This is a genomic window from Prevotella sp. HMSC073D09 (genome assembly GCF_001814145.1).
GTDB lineage: Bacteria > Bacteroidota > Bacteroidia > Bacteroidales > Bacteroidaceae > Prevotella > Prevotella conceptionensis.
In genome coordinates this window covers 948-24,353 of the sequence record NZ_KV815111.1, presented here as the reverse complement: position 1 = coordinate 24,353, position 23,406 = coordinate 948, and the positions used below count along the sequence as shown (strand labels likewise).

Genomic DNA, 23,406 nt, shown 5'->3' with positions numbered 1-23,406 from the left:
CATATTGCACTGCGTTTAGCACCAAAATGCACTATATTTAGCAGCGAATAGCCCCAAAATGGGTGCAAAAGGGGGTGTCTTTAAATAATTATTCATTTTGTCGCATGCACATGCTAACCCTTTTTTGCATCAAAACAAACCTTCGCGAGAATCAATTTTTTGCGGCAAGGTGGACGATTGGTGCGCAGAAAGGGTACTCATAATGTTAAAATCTATACTAAAAAGTTGACATTGTTTTGGGTTGACGGGTTGACAAGTTAACAAGAAGGCAAGTGGATAAGTGAACGAGTTAATCGTTCGTCTTTCGTGTTTTGACATAAATACGTCCATTTTTGACATAAGAACATAAGGAACATAAAAGAACTCGTCTTGACTTTCTCCTCATTATGTGCCACTGGTAAGATGCTTTCAACTTGTAGAGAATGCGCCGAAAGAACTTCCGCCTGCTTATCTTTTTGAGGCATAGCCAGGTTTTACCACTGGCAAACGGGGCAGGATTTCTGGTCTTATCGTGCCTTAGTCCAGTACTTCGTACATGAACGAGGAGTTTATCTGGGTTTTACAAAGCAAACACAACAAACTCCTCTAAATTTATAGAAAGATTAAAAGACAAGACGACCCAGTGGGCATGAATGCCCCATTGTTTTTGTTCTTAGCGTTTTTGCAGCAACAAAAAAGGATGTGGTGTTAAAAGTAGTTGCTCAATCATTCGAAAAGTAATGGAAGAATAGCAAGAAACATCAAAAAAGTGTAGGCTAATAGTGGCTTTGAACGGTAAAAAGTGTCCAAAATAACTAATTGGCGGCGATAAAACACGGCTAATCCAAGTTTTATTTGTATTTTTGCATGATACTGAATAAAACTGGCTAGTGTACCTGTTTCATGTTTATTATGGAACGTAAAAGAGAAACTCACACTATGGACGACGAAATAAAAGACCCGAACGAACTGGAAGAAGGCCTGGACATGGCCGACGAAAAGCAACAAGACGAAAACGAGGAAGAGGGCGTTGAAACGCATTCCGACTACAAACCCGCCGACCGCTTCGATGCCTCGGCGGTGCATCACCTTAGTGGCATGTACCAAAATTGGTTCCTCGACTACGCCTCGTACGTTATCTTGGAACGCGCCGTGCCCAACATCGCCGACGGCTTGAAACCGGTTCAACGCCGTATATTGCACTCGATGAAACGCATGGACGACGGAAGGTACAACAAAGTGGCCAACATTGTGGGCCATACCATGCAGTTTCACCCCCACGGCGACGCCTCAATCGGCGACGCCCTTGTGCAGATGGGGCAGAAAGACTTGCTTATCGACACGCAAGGAAACTGGGGAAACATCCTCACTGGCGACCGTGCTGCCGCCCCACGTTATATCGAGGCGCGGCTTTCTAAGTTCGCACTCGACACCGTTTTCAATCCCAAAACCACGCAATGGCAAGCTAGCTACGACGGCCGAAACAAAGAACCCATCGCGTTGCCCGTGAAGTTCCCCTTGCTTTTGGCGCAAGGGGCGGAGGGAATTGCCGTTGGACTTAGCTCTAAAATCCTTCCGCACAACATGCGCGAGCTGTGCGAGGCGGCCATACATTATCTTAAAGGCGAACCGTTTAGGCTATATCCCGACTTCCCCACGGGCGGTTCGATTGATGCCAGCCGATATAACGACGGACAAAGGGGCGGCTCTATCAAGGTGCGCGCCAAGATTGAGAAACTGGACAACAAGACACTTGTTATCCGCGAGATACCTTTCAGCAAGAACACCACCACGCTTATCGAATCTATTCTTAAAGCGGTGGACAAGGGGAAGATAAAGGCTAAACGCGTAGACGACAATACGGCGGCCGAAGTGGAGATACAAGTGCACCTCGCCCCCGGCATTTCGTCGGACAAAACCATTGATGCACTCTACGCATTTAGCGACTGCGAGATTAACATTTCGCCCAACTGCTGTGTCATCGAAGACAACAAGCCGCGCTTCCTCACCGTAAGCGAGGTGTTGCGCCATAACGTAGACAGCACGATGGGGCTGCTTAGGATGGAATTGCAGATAAGGAAAGACGAACTGTTGGAGCAGCTTTTCTTCTCTTCGCTTGAGAAAATATTCATCGAAGAGCGCATTTACAAAGACAAGAAGTTTGAGAATGCCGAGAATATGGACGTTGCTGTGGAGCATATCGACGACCGATTGACACCCTTCAAACCCAAATTCATACGCGAATTGCGCCGCGAAGACATCATGCGATTGATGGAAATAAAGATGCAGCGCATACTTAAATTCAGTAAAGATAAGGCCGACGAGTTGCTGGCACGCATTAAAGAAGAGATTGCGGGCATTGACCACGACTTGGCACACATGACGGACGTCACCATCAAATGGTTCAAATTCTTGATTGATAAGTACGGAAAGGACCACCCCCGACTAACCGAGATAAAGAGTTTTGAAACCATCGAGGCCACCAAAGTGGTTGAGGCCAACGAGAAACTGTACATCAATCGCCGCGAGGGATTTATCGGAACGGGGCTGAAAAAAGACGAGTTCGTGTGCAATTGCTCAGACATCGACGACATCCTGGTGTTCCATCGCGACGGCAAATATAAGATAATGCGCGTGGCCGACAAGATTTTCGTGGGCAAAAACGTGTTGCATGTGCAGGTGCATAAGCGCAACGACAGGCGCACCACTTATAATATTGTGTATCGCGACGGCAAGGAAGGCCATTATTTTATCAAGCGTTTCAACGTAACCAGCGCAACGCGCGACCGCGAGTACGACCTTACGCAAGGCACTCCGGGGTCGAAAGTGGTTTATTTCACGGCCAATCCCAACGGCGAGGCCGAGACGATACGGGTTATTCTCGAACCGGAAGCACCCCCAAGCCGCAAAAAATGTATCGTGGATTTCGACTTCTCGAAGGTAATTATCAAGGCGAGAACCTCGCGTGGAAACATCATTTGCAAACGTCCGGTGAAGAAAATAGGCTTGCTCGAAGCGGGACACAGCACGTTGGGAGGCCGTAAAGTGTGGTTCGACCCCGACGTGAAACGCATTAATTACGACGACCACGGCCGACTGCTGGGCGAGTTTAACGAGAACGACTCTATACTTGTGGTGCTTGACAACTGTGAGTTCTACCTCTCGGACTTCGATGTGAACAACCATTACGAAGACAATTTGAAACTGATTGAGAAGTGGGACGAGAACAAAGTGTGGAGTGCTGTGGTGCGCGATGCCGACAATGACAAGTTCGCTTACGTCAAACGTTTCACGATGGATGGCTCTAGGCGCAAGCAAAGCTTCCTTGGCGACAACCCCAAGAGCGAACTGCTCTTCCTGTCCGACCAGCCTTACCCGCGCATTCGCGTTGTGTTCGGCGGCAGCGACAAAGAACGCGCGCCGATGGAGATAGAGATTGACGACTTTGTTGGCGTTAAGGGGTTCAAGGCTAAGGGCAAACGCATCACCACTTGGCATGTAGACCACATTGAAGAACTGGAACCTACGCGCGTTCCCGAACCCGAACCAGAGTCTGAAGACAATGGCGAACAGGGCAGTGAAGGTGCAGAAAGCGCGCCGCCCACCGCCTCTTCGTCGCCCCGCATCAAGTCTGCGGCCAGTCCCGAACAACCAAGTCTTTTTCAAGATGAACCCTAGTGCATCCCCCTTGTGGCGCATGCAGACAGTCGCCACACACGCAGGCAAAGCCTTCACTTGTGCCAACGTTCGCCAACGAACGTGGGTGGGGTGGGTGTTTTGCCTGCTTTTGTTGTGCCTTAGCCCCACGGCGCAGGCGCAAAACGAGCTTTATCAAGACCCGACATTGCCCACCAATCGCAAGATAACTACCACTGCACGCATGTTGGGCATCAGCCGGGCGCAGGTGTTAGACACATATCTTTCGCCCGAACATTACACAGGTACCGACCTCCGTTATATCTCGCAGACCCAGCGCGAGCGCGAAGGACGCCGTCTTTCGCAGCTCATCACGCACACGGGAAACGTGGCTTACCTTAAAAATAGGGCAGGAAGTGGCAACGAAATAGCGGGCATGTACTGCTTTGACTATGCTTTGCACTATGGCTTTGATTGGCTAGACCATCGCCTTCAGCTGCAAGTAGGGGGGAGGGTAGAAACCCATGTGGGCTTTATCTACAACACCCACAACTCCAACAACCCTGCTCAGGCGCGTGTGTTTCTGCATCTTGCACCCTCGGCAGTGGCCAGTTACAAGCTCAGGGCGGGCAGCATACCCCTGCTCTTGCGTTACGAAGTGGCCGTACCCCTGCTTGGTGTGATGTTTTCGCCCAACTATGGGCAGTCGTATTACGAGATATTCTCCGAAGGAAACTACGACCATAACGTCGTTCCCACCACTATTGGCTCTGCCCCTTCCTTGCGACAGATGCTCACTGTCGACTTCCCGCTCTTGCGTTCAACCGTTCGTTTGGGTTATATGGGCGACATCCAGCAATCGCGTGTCAATGGATTGAAAACCCATGTCTACACACATGGCGTGGTGATTGGCCTTGTTAAACGTTTCACCCTCATCAAACTTGCGCCATGAAAAGAAAGCTATTATACTTCTTTCTGCCGCTAATGGCGGCGTGGGGCTTGCTTGGCGCTTGTGTTGATGTAGAGCAATACGATAACAATCCGCGTGGAAACTTCGAGGCTTTGTGGCGAATAATCGACGAACATTATTGTTTTTTCGACTATAAACAGCAAACCTATGGCTTGGATTGGAATGCCGTTTACAACAAATATGCACCCCAATTTGACAACCAAATGACCGAGGAACAAACCTTTGAGGTGCTGACCAACATGCTAGGCGAACTTAAAGACGGGCACGTTAACCTCTATGCGCCCTTTGATGTGGGCCGAGATTGGTCGTGGAAAGAGGATTATCCCAGCCATTTCAGCGAGAACGTGCTGAAACTTTACCTCGGAAAAGACTACAAGATTGCGGCCGGCATGAAGTATCGCATACTTAACGACAACGTGGCTTACCTGCGTTGCGCCACGTTCGTCAACGATTTCGGGGCTGGAAACCTCGACCGCATCTTGCTTTACTTCGCTCCTTGCAACGGACTGATTATTGATTTGCGCGAGAATGGCGGCGGAATGGTGACCAGTGCCGAGACGCTTGCGGCCCGTTTTACCAACGAAGAAGTGCTGGTGGGCTATATGCAGCACAAAACAGGACGTGGACATAACGACTTTTCGCCCCGTCGCCGGCAGATACTTAAACCCTCTAAGGGGCTTAGGTGGCAAAAACGAGTGGTGGTTCTCACCAATCGCGGCGTGTACAGTGCAGCCAACGAGTTTGTGAAATACATGAAGTGCCTGCCCCAAGTAACGATTGTGGGCGACAGGACGGGCGGCGGTGCGGGCCTACCTTTTTCTAGTGAACTGCCCAATGGCTGGATAGTGCGTTTCTCTGCCTGCCCCATGTACGACCGCGATGGGAAAGATACCGAGTTCGGTATCGCCCCAACACATCAGGTAGGCATGAAGTCTGCCGACCTGGCTCGGGGAAGAGACACGCTTATTGAGTACGCCCGAAAGCTGTTGGCGAAGTAAAACGCGCTGAAAGGAGCTCATCAGAATAATGGTAAATAAGGCAGGCCAACAGCAATGGCGATGGGATTGGAAATGCTTTTTGTGGGGCAGCCTACACCATAATATAATACGCGCGCACGCGAGAAAAGCGTAAAAAGACGGCGAAAAATTTGGCCTGCCCCTAAAAAATCATTACCTTTGCACCGCAAAATCGCGCCTGTGGCGAAATTGGTAGACGCGCTAGACTTAGGATCTAGTGTTTCGCGACGTGTAGGTTCGAGTCCTATCAGGCGCACAACAGCATCCCGACTGTTCCATTTAGAGCAGTCGGGATTTTTTTGTTCCCGCAATTCTGGTCCTAGAACGTTCCTTATCGCCCCGTCCTTAGTTCGATAAGGAAAGTAGTTCCCACGCCCACTTCCGAGCTTTTCACGCTGATTTTGCCCTTGTGATACTCTTCCACGATGCGTTTGGCAAGCGACAAACCCAATCCCCAGCCGCGTTTCTTGGTGGTAAACCCAGGGCGGAACACGTTGGCGATGTCTTTTTTGCGGATGCCCTTGCCCGTATCGCTCACTTCAATAAGTACCTTTTGGGCTGTTTTTTGCACGTTTAGCGTGATGCAGCCTTCGCTTTCGCCGATTGCATCCATCGCGTTCTTGCAAAGGTTTTCGATAACCCATTCAAAGAGCGAGGCATTAAGGTTAAGTATGATGTCTTCTTCGGGCAATTGCATTTTAAGGGCGATGCGTTTGGGTGTGCGCTTGTCCATGTAGCTCACAACGTGCGCCAAAACGTCGTTTAAGCTAGAAGGAACAGGTTCGGGCAGTGAGCCAATCTTCGAAAACCTGTCGGCAATAAGTTGCAACCTGCTGATGTCTTTCTCCATTTCGGGTATCAGCTCATCGTCGGGATGTGTCTCTTTCAGCACCTCCGTCCATGCCATAAGGCTCGAAATGGGCGTTCCCAACTGGTGAGCCGTTTCTTTCGACAGGCCTACCCACACCTTGTTTTGCTCTGCTCGCTTAGAAGTGCGCAAGGCAATGATGGCCACCATGACGAAAACCAGCACGATACCCAGTTGCACGTAGGGGTAAGTGGCCAGTCGTTGCAGCATCAGCGAGTCGTCGTAGCACACATCGATGTATTCGCTTTTGATGGAATCGTTGAGCGATATGCGGATGAACCGCCCCTCGGAAAACAGTCGTTGTCCCAGATTGCCAACCAAGAGCACGCTGTCTTCCCCCGTTTTGCCTTTTAGGTTGATGTTGCGGGCCGTCTGCGGCTTGCCTTTCGCGTCCAGCACCACCACCGGAATGGTGTTGTTGGCGTTGATAACTTGCAGCACCAGGTTTAGGTCGGTGTTCTCGTCGGCTTGGTTTAGCGTGCGCATAGCCTCTGCCCATATCTCCATTTTGTGGCGTTCTTCGGTTTCGAGGTCGCGCGTTAGCACATGCGACACCACCAGTGAGGCCGTAACGATGATGGTTGCGGCAATCACCAGTATGATTTTTACCTGCCTAATTCTGTCTGTCCATTGCATGTTTTCATAACGCACTTCTTATATATATATTGTGTGGCGGCGTGTTCTATCGACTTTTCGTCTCATTAAGGCTGCGTTATGCCGCGGCTATTTTGCTGTGTTGGGGTGCTTGGTTTGTGTCGTTGGCGCGCTGCGTTGGCGGCTTTTGGATGTAGGGTAGCATCGTTTTGAAGGTGCGTTAGGTGGACGGACGGGGGCGATTTTCGAAACCGTGCAGCGCGTTTTTTCGTTATCTGACTATGCTTTGCTTTCGATTGGGGATATTTTCGGCCGAATTTTTATAATCGGTGAAAGATATTTAATTTAATTAACAGTTAGAGACTGCAATCTCGTAACCAGCTCATTTTGTTATATTTATACGTATTTTATAGCCTATTTTACCCTTGTGTGCGGACACACTAGTGCTTGATTAGCATCAAGAGAGGGCTGTTTTATGATGAAAAACATGTTTTTTCTCTTGGCTGTTTGCGCAAACACTAGTACCTTTGCATCGTAAAAAGAAAACTAATCACAATCATACGGATTAAAATGAACAAATGTGAGAGGTTTTGAGAGAATAGAAACAAGTAGGTGTTTAGTTAAGTACAAGATTGAAGATTGTTTAGTTGTTGGAGTGATCCAATTTGTTTAGGTAGAAGGTATTGCTTTTAGAGGCGATTAGATTGTAGCAGGAGAACGAACTCGCCCCTGTTGTAAGGGGCGACCTTTGAAGGAAAAAGTATGTACAAACATAAATAAAAGGTTTAGTTGTAATATGAGGTATATTTGAGAGATTGATGATAAGGATAGACATTTAGGTATATAGCGAACATTGAGGTAAATAAGATTAAAGGTAGAACAGACTTCAAAAGTATTAGACAAAGGTAAGACAAGAGATTGACTTTTCAGGAAACAATACATATTTAGGTTTAGGTATAGATAGGTAAGATTGATTTTTCAGGATTATTGGGTATTAGTTTAAGGTAAGATAATAAGGTTGTTAATAAGGATTTTCAGTTTAGATTGTAGACTCAATAGGGATAGTTTGATAAGGTAGAAAGAGAATGATGTTAGATGACGCCCTTTTACAGCCTCGTGCTGTAATGGGCTACGCGGCGGGGACGGGATAACCGACGGAACCCCCCGCCACTCGGTAGTGAGAAGGAGAAATGATTTCACGTTATGGCCTTTGTTGCCCTGCTGCGGTTTGTTTCGCGGTTTGTGGCGGCAAGACATAGCGTTAACGTTAGCAGTTAGTTGCGGTATCCTTGGATGTAAAAGGGTATCGCTTTTTTGTTTGTTGACCACTTAATGTGTACCTTTGCAAGGTTGCCAACAAACGATAAGGAAAGTAAAGGGCATGTTTGATAAGAAAAGCAACGACACACTTCTTGCCGGCATCAGGCAGGGAAAGACGCTTACGCGCAACGAGATGCTAAGCCTAATCGTGGGACTTAGCATCCCCTCGATATTGGCTCAGGTAACCAACGTGCTGATGTTTTACATCGATGCGGCGATGGTGGGCAAGCTAGGTGCTGCTGCATCGGCCTCCATCGGCTTGGTTGAGTCGGCCACATGGCTCTTTGGCGGTCTGTGTTCGGCCGTTTCGTTAGGCTTTTCGGTGCAGGTAGCCCACTTTATCGGCGCAAACGACTTTGTTAAGGCGCGGCAGGTGTTGCGCCATGCGTTGGTGTGCACGCTGTCATTCAGCTTGTTGGTAACCTTGTTCGCATCGCTCATCGCCTTTAAGTTGCCCATTTGGTTGCGCGGTGGCGACGACATAGCCCACGATGCCTCGTTGTATTTTCTTATTTACGCCCTGTCTGTGCCCGTTTTGCAGTTGGGCATCCTCTCGTCTAACATGCTGAAAAGTGCCGGAAATATGCAGATACCCAGCATCATGAGCGTGTTGATGTGCGTGTTGGATGTGGTTTTCAACTATCTTTTCATCTATGTTGCGGGCCTTGGCGTGCCGGGTGCAGCCCTTGGTACGGTGCTGTCCATAGCCATTGTAGCCTCGGTTGAGGCTTGGTTCGCGTTGTTTCGCTCGTCCATCCTGGCATTGCGGCTCGATAAGGTGCGTTTCGTTTGGATGTGGTCGTATGTTCGAAACGCCGTGAAGATAAGCGCGCCCATAGCTGCGCAATATGTGCTGATGAGTGGGGCACAGGTGGTTAGCACGTATATCGTTGCGCCTTTGGGCAACTTCGCCATAGCCGCCAACACCTTTGCCATTACGGCCGAAAGCCTTTGTTACATGCCCGGATATGGCATTGGCGATGCCGCCACCACGCTTGTGGGGCAGAGTATGGGCGCAGGGCAATATGGCTTGTGCCGCAGTTTCGCCAAACTAACCGTAGGCATGGGCATGGCTGTTATGGCCTTGATGGGCGTGGTGATGTATGTGTTTGCGCCAGAGATGATAGCATTGATGACACCCGTTGACGAAATACGCGCCTTGGGCACGCAGATTCTTCGCATCGAGGCCTTTGCCGAACCCATGTTTGCTGCGGCCATTGTGGGCAATAGCGTTTGCGTTGGGGCGGGCGACACGCTTAAACCGTCGCTGATGAACCTTGCCAGCATGTGGGGCGTGCGCCTTACGCTTGCCGCAGTGTTGGCCCATTGGTATGGTTTGCAGGGCGTTTGGACGGCAATGGCCGTTGAACTTACTTTCCGCGGCATGCTTTTCCTTGCTCGTTTAAAGTGGGGTGCATGGCTAAAAGGCGAGCGTGGCGCGGAGGATGACAAGACCGATGGCGCGGAACGTGCCTTGTCGTAATAACAGATTAGACAAACATATTAACGAAATTATGCAAGACATGTTTAGGGAAGATGGCTATCTCAACGACTTTCACAAGGCGTGGAACGAGAAATGTATCAAGGACGACGAGGAGCATTGGGCTTTGATGCAAGCAAAAGGGATGCGTTATACAGCCGAATTTCTGAGGGCGCAATCTCAAAGGATGGATGCTTTGGTAAGGCAAGAAGAAGAAATGTTGAGAGGAAAAAGGAAGAAACGTCCAAAGGATGGGCGATAGCTGTGCGCCATTGGCACGTGCCGCTCGTTACAGTTTCTTTTGTCATTTGTTTTCGGTAAACTGTTTTTTATTAGGCGTGCTGCCATTATGAAGGGTGTTGTGGACATCCCAAACCGGCGTATTTAATAGGGGTACGGCTGCTTTTTGGCGGTTGGTTTTGTTTACTAAATGTTAGGGTTGGGGTTTGTTTGTTCTACGATTTGATGTAAAAAGTACAATATTGTTTGCATATTGTTTAAAAAATGTGTACTTTTGCAATTCTTTATTTCGATAGGTACAAGAGTTAGAAGTCTATCTCTATTGGGATAGAAGCGATTTATAAATTGAGAGTGTGAAAGAAAACAGAGAAAGGATAACATTATAGATGAGAAAACAAATGCAGAAGACTAATTTTGTGTTGCGTGCGTGGGCTGTGTTGGCCCTCGTGCTCCTGCTTGGCAGTGTAGCCACGGTGTCGGCGCAAACTCAAAGCGTAGACAACATGCGGGTAACGCTGTCGATGAAACAAGTTACGTTAAAGACATTCCTTGATGAAGTTTCAAAGCAGACGGGTTTGCAGTTTGATGCAGATGCCTCGCAGCTTGAAAAGGCCGACCGCGTAAGCATTGATGCGCGCGAACAGCCCGTTCGTGCCGTGCTAGGACAGGTGCTTAACCAGGCTGCCTTTGCATATGACATTACGGGCAATAAGGTAAAACTGACTCGTAAGAACGCTGTTGAACGCAGAAAAGGCGTGTATGGGCAGATAACTGACGCCGACGGGCAACCCTTGCCTGGCGTAACCATCAGGATGCAGGGTTTTAGTGGCGGCTATATCACCAACTTGGACGGATATTACGAAATAGAAACCGACCAACCCGAGGTGAAACTTACCTTTAACTACATAGGCTATAAGCCGCTGGAAAAGACCGTAAAGAACGGAACAGCGGGCAACTTTGTGATGCACGACGATGCCGATGTGTTGGGCGAAGTGGTGGTGACAGGTTTCGCCACAAAGAATAAGAACAGCTTTACAGGTGCGCAGGTGTCTATCAAGAAAGACGAACTGTTGGCCGTGGGCACCAAGAACGTACTGACAAGTCTTGCCACCTTTGTGCCTGGCATGAACATCTTGGAAGACAATGCCGGAGGTTCGGACCCTAACAAAATGGCCGACATCAACATACGTGGCCGCGCAACGTTTACGGGACAGGCCAACATGCCCGTGTTTGTAGTGGATGGTTCGCAGGTGAAAGTGGACTATGTGAACGACATGGACATGAACGACATCGAGACCGTGACGGTACTTAAAGACGCCTCGGCATCGGCTTTGTACGGCGCGAAGGCCTCTGCTGGCGTGATTGTCATCACCACTAAGGCCTTGACAGGTGGAAAGCTGAAAGTGAATTACAGCGGTACGTTGCGCTTGTCGACACCCGACCTCAGTGACTATAACCTACTTTCGGCATCGCAGAAGTTGGAATACGAGCGTTTGGCTGGTCTTTACAGCTCGACCGACCTTACAGAGCAATATGCGCTGGACAAGAAATACGCTCAATACTATAATCAGATACAAGACGGCGTGAGCACCGATTGGATTTCTAAGCCCTTGCGCAACGCCCTCTCCACCCAACAAAGCTTAAGCATAGACGGTGGCGACGAACACGCTCGCTACAACTTGGGTGTGCGCTACGGCAACGATGCAGGTGTGATGAAAGGGTCGAACCGCGAACGCCTTTCAACCAACTTTAAGCTTTCGTACAACCTGCCGGGCAAGTTCTTCGTTTCAAACACGGCCACGATTTCTTCGGTTAAGTCGACCCAATCGCCTTACGGCGACTTTTCTAATTGGGTGAAACAAAACCCCTACGAGTACCCTTACGACGAGACGGGGGCACTTAAACCCAAACTTAACTACGACTTGTCGAACCCACTTTACGAGGCATCGTTGGGTAGTTTCAGCAAGGGCGACAACTTCGACTTCCTCAATACCACCTCGTTGCAGCTGTGGCTGGGCGAGAAGTTTCGTATAGACGGCGATTTCTCGATACAGAAAAGCAAATACGATGGGCGTACATTCGTGTCGCCTTTCTCGGCCGACCAACTTAAAAACGTGGCCGACGTGTCGCGCAGGGGACGTCTCAACGAGACGTTCACCAAGACCACTACTTATCAAGGTAAGTTGATGGCATCGTACAACGACTATTTGTTGAAGAAACTTTTCCTCACGGCGATGGCAGGTGCGAGCATCGAGTCGAACTCGGTAGACGGCAGCACGTATGGCTCTGTGGGCTATTATACCGACAATATTGCCCACACATCGTTGGCAGGAAGTTATCCCACGGGCCGTCCTTCGGGCACCGACACCAAGTATAACGGCGTGGGTTTCTTCGTAAACGCCAATGCCATTTGGGACAACCGCTATTTCCTCGACGTGATTTACCGCTATGAGGGCTCGTCGAAGTTTGGTAAGAACACCCGTTTCGCACCGTTTTGGAGCTTGGGTGCGGGCTGGAATGTACACAACGAGTCGTTTCTTAAAGGCTCGCCATTCCAATTGCTCAAACTTCGTGCCAGTGTAGGCTATTTGGGTAACATCTCGTTCGAGCCTTATCAGGCACTTACGATGTACACTTACCTCAACGGATATAATTATATAAAAGGTATCGGAGCCGTTCCCATGGGCATTGGTAACACCAATTTGAAGTGGGAACGCACGCTTAGCGGAAACGTTGGTGTGGACTTAACGATGTTTAAAGGCCGATGGGACTTCTCCGCCGACTTCTATGTAAAGAACACCGACAACCTTTTGCTCGACATAACTAAGGCCCCTTCGGTGGGTGTAAGAACATCGCGCGAGAATGTTGGCGAGGTTGAGAACCGCGGATTAGAGTTTCAAACACGCGTAATACCCATCCAAAACAAAGACTGGCAATGGTCGTTAAGTCTCAATTATGCCTACAATAAGAACAAGATAAAGAAGATAAGCAACGCCTTGCGCGAGCAAAACGAGAAAAATCAGGCCAAGAGAGGACTAGCTCCGTTGCCCATTTATGAAGAAGGACAGTCGCTTACGGCTTTGAAAGTAGTACCCTCGGCAGGCATCGACCCCATCACGGGCGACGAAGTTTTCATCAAGCGCGATGGCAGTTACACCTTTGTTTACGACCCTAACGACAAGGTTGTATTTGGCGATAGCACGCCCTTTGGCAACGGTTCGCTTAGTTCGTACCTCACTTATCGCCAATTCTCGATGGGCGCGTCGCTGCGTTACTCGTTCGGAGGTGCGGTTTACAACCAAACATTGGCGTCGAAAGTTGAAGGAGCCGACCCACGTTACAACGCCGACGAAAGGGTGTTCAGCGACCGATGGAAACAAGTGGGCGACCATACGGCGTACAAGCGCATAAGCGATTCGAGTGTGCCCATGCAGACATCACGTTTCGTGCAGACCAACAATTATCTCACTTTAAGTAGCTTGTCGTTTGCCTACGAAGTGCCTTTGGCCTTTATCCAGAAGTACGGATTGAGGCGATTGCACTTGGAAATGCTGGCCAACGACTTGTTCTACCTCTCGTCGGTAAAGCGCGAACGCGGACTTAGCTATCCTTACGAGCGCAGTGTTGAACTCTCCGTGAGGTTGGGATTCTAGCCAATGGCGGCCCGTGGGTTCACAATCTAGCGAACACCACGCGCCACATTCACAATAAGAAACAAAGATAAGACAAGAAAACAATGAAGAGAACAACATATTGGATAAACCTGTTGGCAGGATTGGTGGCAGTGGTTTTCGCCACATCGTGCAACAACTTCCTAGACGTTCACCCTGCAGGCGAGGTGGACGAGAGCGAACAGTTCGGCTCCATTCGCGGCTATCGAAATGCCATGTATGGCGTATATGGTAGTATGGCTGCAACAAACCTTTACGGAAAGAACCTGGGTTATGGATTTGTAGACCAACTGGGGCAGCAGTTTGGTTATGATAATACTTCGGAAACAAGCTACTTTGTGTCGCAATACAACTACCTTCGCAGTGACGTACGCGCCATCGTAGACGGGATATGGGAAGGCCAATACCAAACCATCGCGTATGCCAACAACGTGCTACGCAATGCCGAGAGCCCCCAATTCGACCACAAGGAACTGGCCTTTATGCGTGGTGAGTGTTACGGTTTGCGTGCCTTTTTGCACTTCGACCTTGTGCGCTTGTTTGCCGAAGACTATACAAGGAGTAACGCATCCACGCGCGGAATACCCTACGCCACCACGTTCGACCTGAACAATAAGCCGCTACTAACGCTGCACGAAACGTTCAAGGCGATATTGAAAGACCTCGATACGGCGGAAAGTTTGCTGGCAGACGACAATGAGGTGAACGTGGAACAAACCCCAACGAGCGACTATCTTAAAGGTCGTGCCGTGTTCTTCAACAAGTATGCCGTGGCTGCAACCAAGGCACGCGTGTACTATGCCATGGGCGACACGGCCAATGCAGCCAAGTATGCACGGCTGGTTATTGCCGCAACAAGCAATTTCTCGCTTAAAAAGCTTACCTCAATGGCAGACGTGAAACGTTTTCCCGCAACGGGCGAGCTAATCTTCGGCCTATACAACAACACGCTTTCTGCCGATATTTCTTCAACATTCCTTTCGCAAACGGCGCGCGGAACATTCACCGAAGGTCGCCGCGACTTGGAAGAACTCTACGAAACGTCGGCTTTCTCGGCCACAAGTGCCGACCTTCGCTATACGGGATATTATCGACAGAACACCACCCCCGACGGAATAAAGACCTATTCGTTCGTTCGTCTTTTGGAAAGCGACGCTCAAGTAAACAGCAGTCCGTTACAAGGGCTTACGCTTATACGCTTGCCAGAGATGTATTACATACTTAGCGAATGTACCTACGATAACAACAAGGCCGAGGCAGTGCGCCTGCTAAATGTGGTGAGAACCAGTCGCGGTCTTGAAGCGGTGGCCGGTGCGAAGGTTGCCGACCGCACCGCTTTCGATAAGGAAATGCTGCGCGAACGCATGCGGGAGATGCCTGGCGAAGGGCAAACCTTCTTTGCTTTAAAGCATTACAACAAGGCTTTCAGCGACTATCGCGGCATCAACACTTACCAGCCGTCGAGCGCAATCTTCGTGTTGCCTTGGCCAGAGAGAGAAAAGGAATATGGTGGACAATAGAAAAAACAACGCTCAGATGAAAAAGACATTCAAACATATACTGCTGGCTGGCGCGGCCTTAACCGCACTGGTGGCTTGCAGCAACGTAGACCATACGGGCGAATATAGCGAGGACGGCACTTATCAATCGGGAAATCAGGCATACTTTTACTTCGCCGAACCGGGGGATAGCGTGCTGAACTACTCCTTTGGCGTGAAACCGCTCGACACGTTAACGCACGTTGTGTACGTTCCTGTTAACTTGGCGGGTCGCCTATCGGCCGACAAACAGGCCTTTCGTGTAGAAGTTGGCGCGGGCAGTACGGCCGTTAGTGGCAAGCATTACACGCTCGATGCCGACACACTTGCTTTCTTACCCAACTCGCATCGGGCTTATGTACCTGTGAAGTTGATAAGGGAGAACCTCTCGGAAGATAAAAACGACTCGATAAATCTTGTGCTGAACTTGGTTCCCACAGCCGAAATGGGCGTGAGGTTCAAGGCAAACAATAGGGTGAAGATAACCTTTAACAACGTGTTGTCTAAGCCCGACTTCTGGGAAATCCTTGACACCTACTGGAAGTTGGGCGCTTTCACCAAGAACAAGTATCGCAAACTGCTCTCTTATTACGATGGCAATGAAGACGCGATAAGGCAAATACTCACCGGCACCGATGCCACTGCGCAGGGCTATCTGTACCTAAGGGTGCAAGAAGTGGTGAAGTATTTCGCCGAGCATCCCGACGAATTATGATTATCAAGCAAAGGCATCTGCACGTAGAAAGCATCTTGTGCAGCCCATTGCCTTTGCCTATCTATGGCTAACAGATAAAAGAAACAATGATGATAAAGAAACATTTGCTACATGTCTTGGCACTTTCGGTGGCCGTATTGTCCTTGCAATCGTGCATCACCGACGACTCAACGTCGCCTTCGGGCAACGCTTCTAAACTGTCGTTGAGCCAGGATTTGCAACAGAAATACACGCTCGACAGGTGGGACACGCTTAAAATTGCGCCCAAAGTGGTGCAAACCAACACGCAGAAAAACGTTGCCTACGAGTGGGAAATAAACAGGAAAGTGGTGTCTACCGATGCCCAACTCAACTATGTGTGCGAAGAATTCGGGGTGTTTCCTTGCCGATTGAAGGTAACTAACGGCGACAACATACAGTTTTACGAGTTCGAACTGAACGTGCAATACTCATACGTGGAGGGCCTTTACATATTGGCCAGCCACGGAGGGCGCGCCATTGTGTCGTATTTACCCGAACCACAGAGCAACAAATCGTTCGACTTGGACGTACTTCAAAAGAACAATCCCAATGCCAACTTCACCTCTGAGCCCAAGGATATAGACTATGCGCTGGCTCGCGACAATAAAACACCACTCATATTTGTGGCTGTTGGCAACCCTAGCACCATCTACGAATTGGATGGAAACCTCATGACAACGCGCTTTAAGACTACGGCCACGGGCAACGTCTCTTATCTAAAACGTAGTGCGCTGACCTATCCGAAGTCGATGTTGGCTATGGTAGACCATGTTCCCGCTCGGCTAACGCTTTCCGAAACGTCGCTCTTCGACCTCGGAAAATTCATTAAAGACAGTCTGAAAACCGACATGTCGATGGCCGATGCCGCTGTATCTTGGAAACAACAAGACTTGCGTTACGTGCATGGTTACGTGTTGTTCGATAACGCCGAGGGCCGACTCGTTCCCCAAAAGGTGCAGGCCACAGGCAAAATTCCAGCACAATTGCTCAAAGGAACCTTCACAGGCGACTCGCTCATCGGCATGGGCACCGTAGATAACGAACGCAACATCGTGTTGATGACGTGGAATAAGGCTGCATCAAAATTCAGATGCTACTACGTTGCGCCAGGTTTCTATCCCACGAATATAACGAAAGTGGAGGCGGCCACATTGAAACACGCCGCCGATGTGCCCACCAGTGCCGGATTTACCAAGAACTCGGTGGTAAGGGTTTCGCCCGAAAAGAACCTTGTTTATTATGCTACGGGGAACAAACTCTACGCTTACAATGTGCTATCTAACGGAAATTTCCCCACCAGCGCGTTGACAACCTTCGGCGATTCGGGCGAAACCATCGTAGATATGTTGATAACCGAGGGCAGCGACAGGCTATTCGTGGCCACCAATGCTGCAAGTGGCAGTCTTGTTGGAAGCATTTATTGTTTCGACTTGAACGAGAACAAACTGCTTTGGCAGAAGAAAAACATAACGGGAACCATCAAGCGCATCACTTACAGGAAATAAAGCATGTTGGCGTGGGGTGTGAAAGCACCCTTCGCCAACCCATATTTATAAGATGATAACAAACGAAATCAAGGCAACGGCGCGCACAATGGGGATTGGCTTATTCCTATTGTGCTTTGGTTTTCAAGCCTTTGCCGAAGACAAGAAAGCCGACGACAAGAAAGCGAAGAAAGAAACAAAGTACGACCGACTATTTAAAGACAAGAAGAAAGAAACGGCACGCAGCACTTTCGTTACCCTGCATAAAGTAGACGGCAAGCTATATTTGGAAGTGCCTGTAAAGCTGATGCAGAGGGAAATGCTGTTGAGTGGGGCCGTATCGTCTACCACCGACCCAACCTATATAACGGTGGGAACGAAGAACTTTGCGCCCTTGCACTTCTTCTTTGAATTGCAAGACAGTAGCTTGGTGATGAAAACGCCAAACGGCGTGGTGTATTCAGACGGCAGTGCTAGTGCAGAAATGCAGCAAGCATTGAACGTTAGCTACCGCGACCCCGTTCTAATGGGATTTAGGGTAGAGGCATACAACAACGACAGTTCGGCTGTTGTGGTAGATGCCACCAACTTCTTGGCACGACCCAACACCATGCTGCCCCTCATTCCCAAGAAGTCGGGCGACCTTGCTGTGAACGCCTCTCCCAAGAGCGAAATGTCGTTTGTGCGTTCCATCAAAAGTTTCGAGCAGAACGTCACGGTGAAAGTGGATTTTAATTATCTGCTCACCGCTACATTGATGTCGTTGCCTGTGGCTAGCGAAATTCCCACCACCGTAGGCGCAACGTTCAGCATATCCTTGCTATCCGAGAGCAAAATGCGCCAGCGCATATCCGACTCGCGCGTGGGCATTGCCGCCGTGTCGAAACTTACTTTCAGCAATGCCATTGCCAAAAGCAAGCCCACATTTGTGGCACAGCGGTGGAACCTTACGCCCAAAAACGCGAAGACTTACGCACAAGGCAAGGGTAGCGAACCAACAAAGCCCATACGTTTCTACATAGACGATGCCTTTCCCAACGAGTGGAAAGCGGCGATAAAGCAAGGAGTGGAACTTTGGAACAAGGCTTTTGAGCAGGCAGGATATTTGAAAGCCATCGAAGCGGTGGACTTTCCCACATCGGATAAAGCCTTCGACCCCGACAATATTGCCTTCTCTTGTGTGCGATATGTGCCAAGTGCCTCCGAGAAAGTGTCTTCGTCATTCATGGCCAACCCACAAACGGGCGAGATAATCAATGCCTCGGTGTTTGTTCCTGCCAACGTTGGCGACCAGCTTTACCGCTGGTTCTTCATCGGAACAGCCGCTGCCGACCCCGCAGTGCGCACTTCGCACTTGCCGCAAAGCAAGTTCAACGAGGGCTTGCGCTATCTTGTGGCGCGCGAAGTGGGGCATGTGTTAGGACTACTCGACAACATTGGCGCCTCATCCGCTTTCCCCGTAGACTCACTTCGCAATGCCGCTTTCACCCATGCCAATGGTTTGGCCGCCTCGATTATGGCCAATACGCCCTTTAACTATGTGGCCCAACCTGCCGACAAGGGTGTTGTGCTCATGCCTTCGGCAACGGGAATGTACGACAAACACGCCATTGAGTGGGCCTATCGCTACTTCGACCCCGCAAAAACGAGCGTTAAAGAAGAGGCGGACATATTAGAAAAGATGGTGGATAAGCGCGTAGCCAATCCTCGTTACCGTTTCTTCCGCACCTCTTCGCTGGCTTGGGACCCCCGCGTACAAGAGGGGGCACTGGGCAACGATGCCATTAAAGCCAGCGAATATGGCTTGCGCAACCTTCAAATTGTGGAGCGCAACCTCTATAATTGGGTAAAAAAAGATGAGGATAGCCGCATAAAGGAAAAGCTTTACCTCACCATTGCACAGCAACGTTATGCCTTTTTCAAGCGCGTGTTGAGCAATGTGGGCGGCATATACCTCAACGACATGAAACTTTCTTCGGGCGTGCCACGCTACGAAGTGGTGTCTAAGGCGCGCCAACGTCAAGCCATGCTGTGGTGCTTGGCGCAGGCAAAGCGCTTTAAGCGTTATGCCGACCCCACATTCGAACGGAAAAGTTTCATATCGGTTAGCTATTACGACCAACTGTTAGAGTTTATCGGTTACGACCTTTTTGGCGTGCGCACGCGTTTGGCCGTGTCGTCGCATCTATCTCCGCAAGGTTATAGCCAAAAGGAATATTTCGACGATCTCTTCTCTGCTATCTTCCAAAGCGTGGAGCAGCAAAAAGCCCCTTCGCAGGAAGAAAGGGTTTTGCAACGCGCTTACCTCACTTACTCGCGAGCCGTGGTAGACAAGGCCAACAAGCAAGGCGGCAACGGCCCAGCGGCACTTCAAGGCGAGGTTTCTGCAACAGCCATGCCTATTGCAGCGGCTTACGGCAGCCCCACAGCATCGCTTGCACCCACCGTCGATGCCGCGTTGCTCGATGGTTCGGCTATCTATTTTTACAGTTCGTTGCTAAGGCTTAAGCCCTTGCTCGAAAAATGTATTAAGTCTAACCTTTCGCCCGATGCACGCTCGCACTACGAGATGTTGCTCTTTAAGGTGAACAAAGCGTTGGAGGACGGCAAATGATACACTCCTTATTATATAGCGCAACGTCGCGACGTATTCTCTCGCTTTCGTTGATGCTTGTCGTGCTTGGCTCTTCGGCAACGGCTTTCCCCCTTTTCAAACGTAAGAAAAAGGCGCAAACCACGCAAACCGAGAAGAAATCGGCCTACGAACGCGCACTAACCGAACACGCCACCGAGTCGTGCAGGGGTGCTTTCGTGTCGTTGCACAAAACGGATGGGAAGTTGTTGGTTGAGTTGCCGCAGGCGTCTTTGGGGCGCGACATGCTTATCGGAGTCACCATCTCGTCGGTATCGAACCCCAAAATGGGCGACTTGGGCTTTAAAAACTCCAACCTCGTGCATGTGCGTTTTATCGAGAAAGACAGCGCAGTGGTGATGCAGGTGGTAAATACCGACTTGTTTATTCCGAAGGATAGCCCCTCGGCAAGCATTGCCGCAAGGCTAAACTACGACAACCTCGACTTCTTTTCTTTTCCCATCAAGGCACGCAGTGCAGGCAATGCCTCGGTGTTGTTTGATGCCTCATCGTTCTTCTTGAAAGAAGACCGTTTCTTTCCCATCATTGCCAAGAATGTGGGCTCGTACTCGGTAAGCTCGTCTTTAAAGGAAAACCTGTCGAGAATAACCGCGCTCAAGGTGTTCGAACGCAACGCCTGCATCAAGATGGACCGCCATTACCTGGTTAGCTTGTCGGGAAAGAGCGGCACGCCCATTTCCAACTACCCCGTAACCATTGGCGTTAACTTCACGCTTGCCTTGTTGCCCAGCGAGCAAATGACGCCCCGTTTAAGCGATACGCGCGTGGGAATGTTTCTCATTAACAAGGATGTGTTGGCCAGCGATGGCTCGGTAGACAAGGCCACGTTTGTTAAACGTTGGCGTATAGAGCCCAAAGACACGGCGGCTTATTTCGCAGGGACGCCAACCGAACCCGTTAAGCCCATCGTGTTTTATGTGGAAAACACCTTTCCACCGCTTTGGAAACGCGCCATTAAGGCGGGTATATTGTGGTGGAACAAGGCTTTCGAACGCATTGGGTTTAAGAATGTGATGCAAGTAGCCGACTTTCCCACCGACAATCCCGACTTCGACCCCGACAATTTCGCCTATTCCTGCATCAGGTATTTGCCTACTGACGTTGAAAACGCTATGGGACCATCGTGGACCGACCCACGAACGGGCGAGATAATCAATGCCACGGTACTGGTTTACAACGATGTGGTGAACACCATAGACAACTGGCGACTGGTGCAAACGGCACAGTTAGACCCCGCCGCACGTGCTGCGCAGATGCCCGACAGCATTGTGGAACAGACGTTGGAATACATCATTGCGCACGAAGTGGGGCATACTTTGGGCTTTATGCACAACATGGCAGCATCGGCCGCCATCCCAACAGACTCGTTGCGCTCGCCAACGTTCACCCGTAAGCACGGCACCACGGCCTCGATTATGGACTATGCACGCTTCAATTATGTGGCGCAACCCGCTGATAGGGGCGTGCGACTTACGCCACCGCGACTAGGCGTGTACGATTTCTATGCTGTGGAATGGGCGTATAGGCTGTTCCGCGGCTCGAAAGGTTACGAAGACGATGCCAAACAGCTGCGTAACTTGGTCGACAAACACGAGGGCGACCCCTTCTATCGCTATGGTTTGCAGCAGACAAACACGCATTACGACCCCTCGGCCATTGAAGAAGACCTGAGCAACGACCCCGTAAAGGCCGGCGATTATGGTATGGCCAACTTGCGATTTATACTGTCGAACCTCGACAAATGGATTGGCGATGAGGATGGCGGCAAGCGTAAGGCCGAACTATACAATGAGATTTTGCAGCAAGCCATGCGCTATGTGCGCCATGTTTTTGCAAACGTGCCCGGCATTTACCTGTACCAAACGAGTGAGAAGTCGGGCTTGCCACGCTATAAGGTTGTGCCGAAAGACCAGCAGAAGGCATCGGCACAATGGCTGTTGCGCCAAGCGCGCACATTCGCCACATTAGGTAACGACACCTTAGAACGTAAACTGCCATACGGTGCTAACAAGCCGTTTAAGATATTGGCGCGCGATGTGCAATCTTTGGCCATGATGGCCAATGCCAAGTTGGCCATATCCTATTACTTGGACTCTACCTCGTATTCGCCGCTCGAATACATGGAAGATGTTTACGCCGACGTGTTTGGGAAAACCATTGCAGGCAACGAGAACCTGTCTGTGGCCGACTTGTCTATGCAACGGCTTTATGTAGACTTGCTGCAATCGGGTGTGGCCGACATGAAACAGGCACCCAATGTGCACAATTTGCATGCCGACAGCGTACAAACACTTCTTTCTGCATACCCTCTTCGCTCTGCTGGTGCACATCAGTGGTGCGGCTCGCACGCTTGTTTCCCAACAACCGACGGGCAGACGGATAATGCCGCAACCGCTTTCCTTAACTTCGGCAATGCTTATGGCGAACCCGAACCCTTGTGGGGAACAGCGGTTAACCGCACGTCCGAGTTCCAATTGTTTTATGCACAAAAGCTGCACAGCCTGTTGTTGTCGTGTATTCCAAAGGTTGGCTCACCCGATTTGAAAGCGCATTACATGCTCCTTGAAAAGCGATTGAAGTCATATTTGAAGTAAAAGCCTAGGCACACGGCCAAATGTTTGTACCGATAGGGCGACTAAAAATCGCCCTAAACTAAGGGCAAAGTAAGTAATAGGCTTGTTTCTTTAACTCAAATCGCTCGTTAGAGCCTGTGCAGATTTTGTGTATTGTTGAGCATATTGCCTGCCTTATTCTTGAAGACGTAGCGAGCTACGTCAAGAGAATAAGACAGGTAAGATGCCGACAAGCAAACGAAAGATGAACAGGAAGCGATGGAAACAACCTAAAATAATAGGTAAGCGGTCTAACGACCGATTGGGGTTTAATGCTCCCCGATGTCTTAAATATGCAGCGGTGTTATCATTAACAACGCTACGCAGCAGGCATCGGGGAGTATTTGTATTGGTTTGGGCATGAATTACAAGCAATAAGAGGTACATGGGCAAACCAACTGAAACGCGAAGACGACAAGGCACAGCTAAGAATTATTGGCGATAAGCGGTGCATGGGCAAACCAACTGAAACACGAAGACGACAAGGCACAGCTAAGAATTATTGGCGATAAGCGGTGCATGGGCAAACCAACTGAAACACGAAGGCGATGAGGCACAGCCAACAATTATTGGCGATAAGAGGTACATGGGCAAACCAACTGAAACGCG

At 49.8% G+C, this 23,406-nt stretch carries 12 protein-coding genes and 1 tRNA gene; 12 read left to right on the top strand and 1 reads right to left on the bottom strand.

The features are described from left to right. The first annotated feature begins 918 nt into the window (after positions 1-918). From HMPREF2955_RS09910 to HMPREF2955_RS09895, 4 genes are all read left to right on the top strand, one after another. On the top strand, positions 919-3,657 hold the full coding sequence (locus HMPREF2955_RS09910; RefSeq protein ID WP_070723127.1) for a DNA gyrase/topoisomerase IV subunit A: 2,739 nt from the start codon (positions 919-921) through the stop codon (positions 3,655-3,657). Continuing rightward, positions 3,647-4,567: a DUF3316 domain-containing protein gene (locus HMPREF2955_RS09905; RefSeq protein WP_070723124.1), complete on the top strand. Its 921-nt coding sequence runs from the start codon at positions 3,647-3,649 to the stop codon at positions 4,565-4,567. The genes HMPREF2955_RS09910 and HMPREF2955_RS09905 overlap by 11 nt, the downstream gene beginning before the upstream one ends. Continuing rightward, positions 4,564-5,583, top strand: a complete 1,020-nt coding sequence (locus tag HMPREF2955_RS09900; protein ID WP_070723123.1) for a S41 family peptidase — start codon at positions 4,564-4,566, stop codon at positions 5,581-5,583. Before HMPREF2955_RS09905 ends, HMPREF2955_RS09900 begins: the two co-directional genes overlap by 4 nt. 192 nt (positions 5,584-5,775) lie before the next feature. Next, a tRNA-Leu gene (locus HMPREF2955_RS09895) sits at positions 5,776-5,857 on the top strand. 75 nt (positions 5,858-5,932) lie between these two features. On the opposite strand, the gene HMPREF2955_RS09890 is transcribed toward HMPREF2955_RS09895, so the two are convergent. Next, positions 5,933-7,105, bottom strand: a complete 1,173-nt coding sequence (locus HMPREF2955_RS09890) for a sensor histidine kinase (protein WP_070723121.1) — start codon at positions 7,103-7,105, stop codon at positions 5,933-5,935. Between the two features lie 1,339 nt (positions 7,106-8,444). Here HMPREF2955_RS09890 and HMPREF2955_RS09885 point away from each other — a divergent pair. The 8 genes from HMPREF2955_RS09885 (at position 8,445) to HMPREF2955_RS09850 (ending at position 22,779) form a co-directional block, all read left to right on the top strand. After that, positions 8,445-9,866 (top strand): MATE family efflux transporter, encoded by a 1,422-nt coding sequence (locus HMPREF2955_RS09885; protein WP_070723116.1) that lies wholly within the window; start codon positions 8,445-8,447, stop codon positions 9,864-9,866. 31 nt (positions 9,867-9,897) lie between these two features. Continuing rightward, on the top strand, positions 9,898-10,125 hold the full coding sequence (locus HMPREF2955_RS09880) for a hypothetical protein (RefSeq protein WP_139145538.1): 228 nt from the start codon (positions 9,898-9,900) through the stop codon (positions 10,123-10,125). A 364-nt stretch (positions 10,126-10,489) separates the two neighbouring features. Then, on the top strand, positions 10,490-13,756 hold the full coding sequence (locus HMPREF2955_RS09875; RefSeq protein WP_070723111.1) for a SusC/RagA family TonB-linked outer membrane protein: 3,267 nt from the start codon (positions 10,490-10,492) through the stop codon (positions 13,754-13,756). An 83-nt stretch (positions 13,757-13,839) separates the two neighbouring features. After that, on the top strand, positions 13,840-15,294 hold the full coding sequence (locus tag HMPREF2955_RS09870; RefSeq protein WP_070723107.1) for a RagB/SusD family nutrient uptake outer membrane protein: 1,455 nt from the start codon (positions 13,840-13,842) through the stop codon (positions 15,292-15,294). After that, entirely contained in the window at positions 15,281-16,027 is a 747-nt protein-coding gene (locus HMPREF2955_RS09865; RefSeq protein WP_070723104.1) for a DUF4843 domain-containing protein, read from the top strand. The genes HMPREF2955_RS09870 and HMPREF2955_RS09865 overlap by 14 nt, the downstream gene beginning before the upstream one ends. An 86-nt stretch (positions 16,028-16,113) precedes the next feature. Beyond that, positions 16,114-17,553: a PKD-like domain-containing protein gene (locus HMPREF2955_RS09860; RefSeq protein ID WP_070723102.1), complete on the top strand. Its 1,440-nt coding sequence runs from the start codon at positions 16,114-16,116 to the stop codon at positions 17,551-17,553. A gap of 52 nt (positions 17,554-17,605) precedes the next feature. After that, complete coding sequence (locus tag HMPREF2955_RS09855; protein WP_070723100.1) at positions 17,606-20,146, top strand: zinc-dependent metalloprotease; 2,541 nt, start codon at positions 17,606-17,608, stop codon at positions 20,144-20,146. Between the two features lie 53 nt (positions 20,147-20,199). Continuing rightward, positions 20,200-22,779, top strand: coding sequence for a zinc-dependent metalloprotease (locus HMPREF2955_RS09850; RefSeq protein WP_070723097.1), 2,580 nt, complete (start codon positions 20,200-20,202; stop codon positions 22,777-22,779). The last annotated feature ends 627 nt before the right edge of the window (positions 22,780-23,406 follow it).

Coding starts and splice junctions, on each gene's coding strand:
- HMPREF2955_RS09880 (WP_139145538.1), top strand. CDS start 9,898: ATGCAAGACATGTTTAGGGAAGATGGCTATCTCAACGACTTTCACAAG.
- HMPREF2955_RS09855 (WP_070723100.1), top strand. CDS start 17,606: ATGATAACAAACGAAATCAAGGCAACGGCGCGCACAATGGGGATTGGC.
- HMPREF2955_RS09870 (WP_070723107.1), top strand. CDS start 13,840: ATGAAGAGAACAACATATTGGATAAACCTGTTGGCAGGATTGGTGGCA.
- HMPREF2955_RS09910 (WP_070723127.1), top strand. CDS start 919: ATGGACGACGAAATAAAAGACCCGAACGAACTGGAAGAAGGCCTGGAC.
- HMPREF2955_RS09875 (WP_070723111.1), top strand. CDS start 10,490: ATGAGAAAACAAATGCAGAAGACTAATTTTGTGTTGCGTGCGTGGGCT.
- HMPREF2955_RS09865 (WP_070723104.1), top strand. CDS start 15,281: ATGGTGGACAATAGAAAAAACAACGCTCAGATGAAAAAGACATTCAAA.
- HMPREF2955_RS09860 (WP_070723102.1), top strand. CDS start 16,114: ATGATGATAAAGAAACATTTGCTACATGTCTTGGCACTTTCGGTGGCC.
- HMPREF2955_RS09900 (WP_070723123.1), top strand. CDS start 4,564: ATGAAAAGAAAGCTATTATACTTCTTTCTGCCGCTAATGGCGGCGTGG.
- HMPREF2955_RS09905 (WP_070723124.1), top strand. CDS start 3,647: ATGAACCCTAGTGCATCCCCCTTGTGGCGCATGCAGACAGTCGCCACA.
- HMPREF2955_RS09890 (WP_070723121.1), bottom strand. CDS start 7,105: ATGCAATGGACAGACAGAATTAGGCAGGTAAAAATCATACTGGTGATT.
- HMPREF2955_RS09885 (WP_070723116.1), top strand. CDS start 8,445: ATGTTTGATAAGAAAAGCAACGACACACTTCTTGCCGGCATCAGGCAG.
- HMPREF2955_RS09850 (WP_070723097.1), top strand. CDS start 20,200: ATGCTTGTCGTGCTTGGCTCTTCGGCAACGGCTTTCCCCCTTTTCAAA.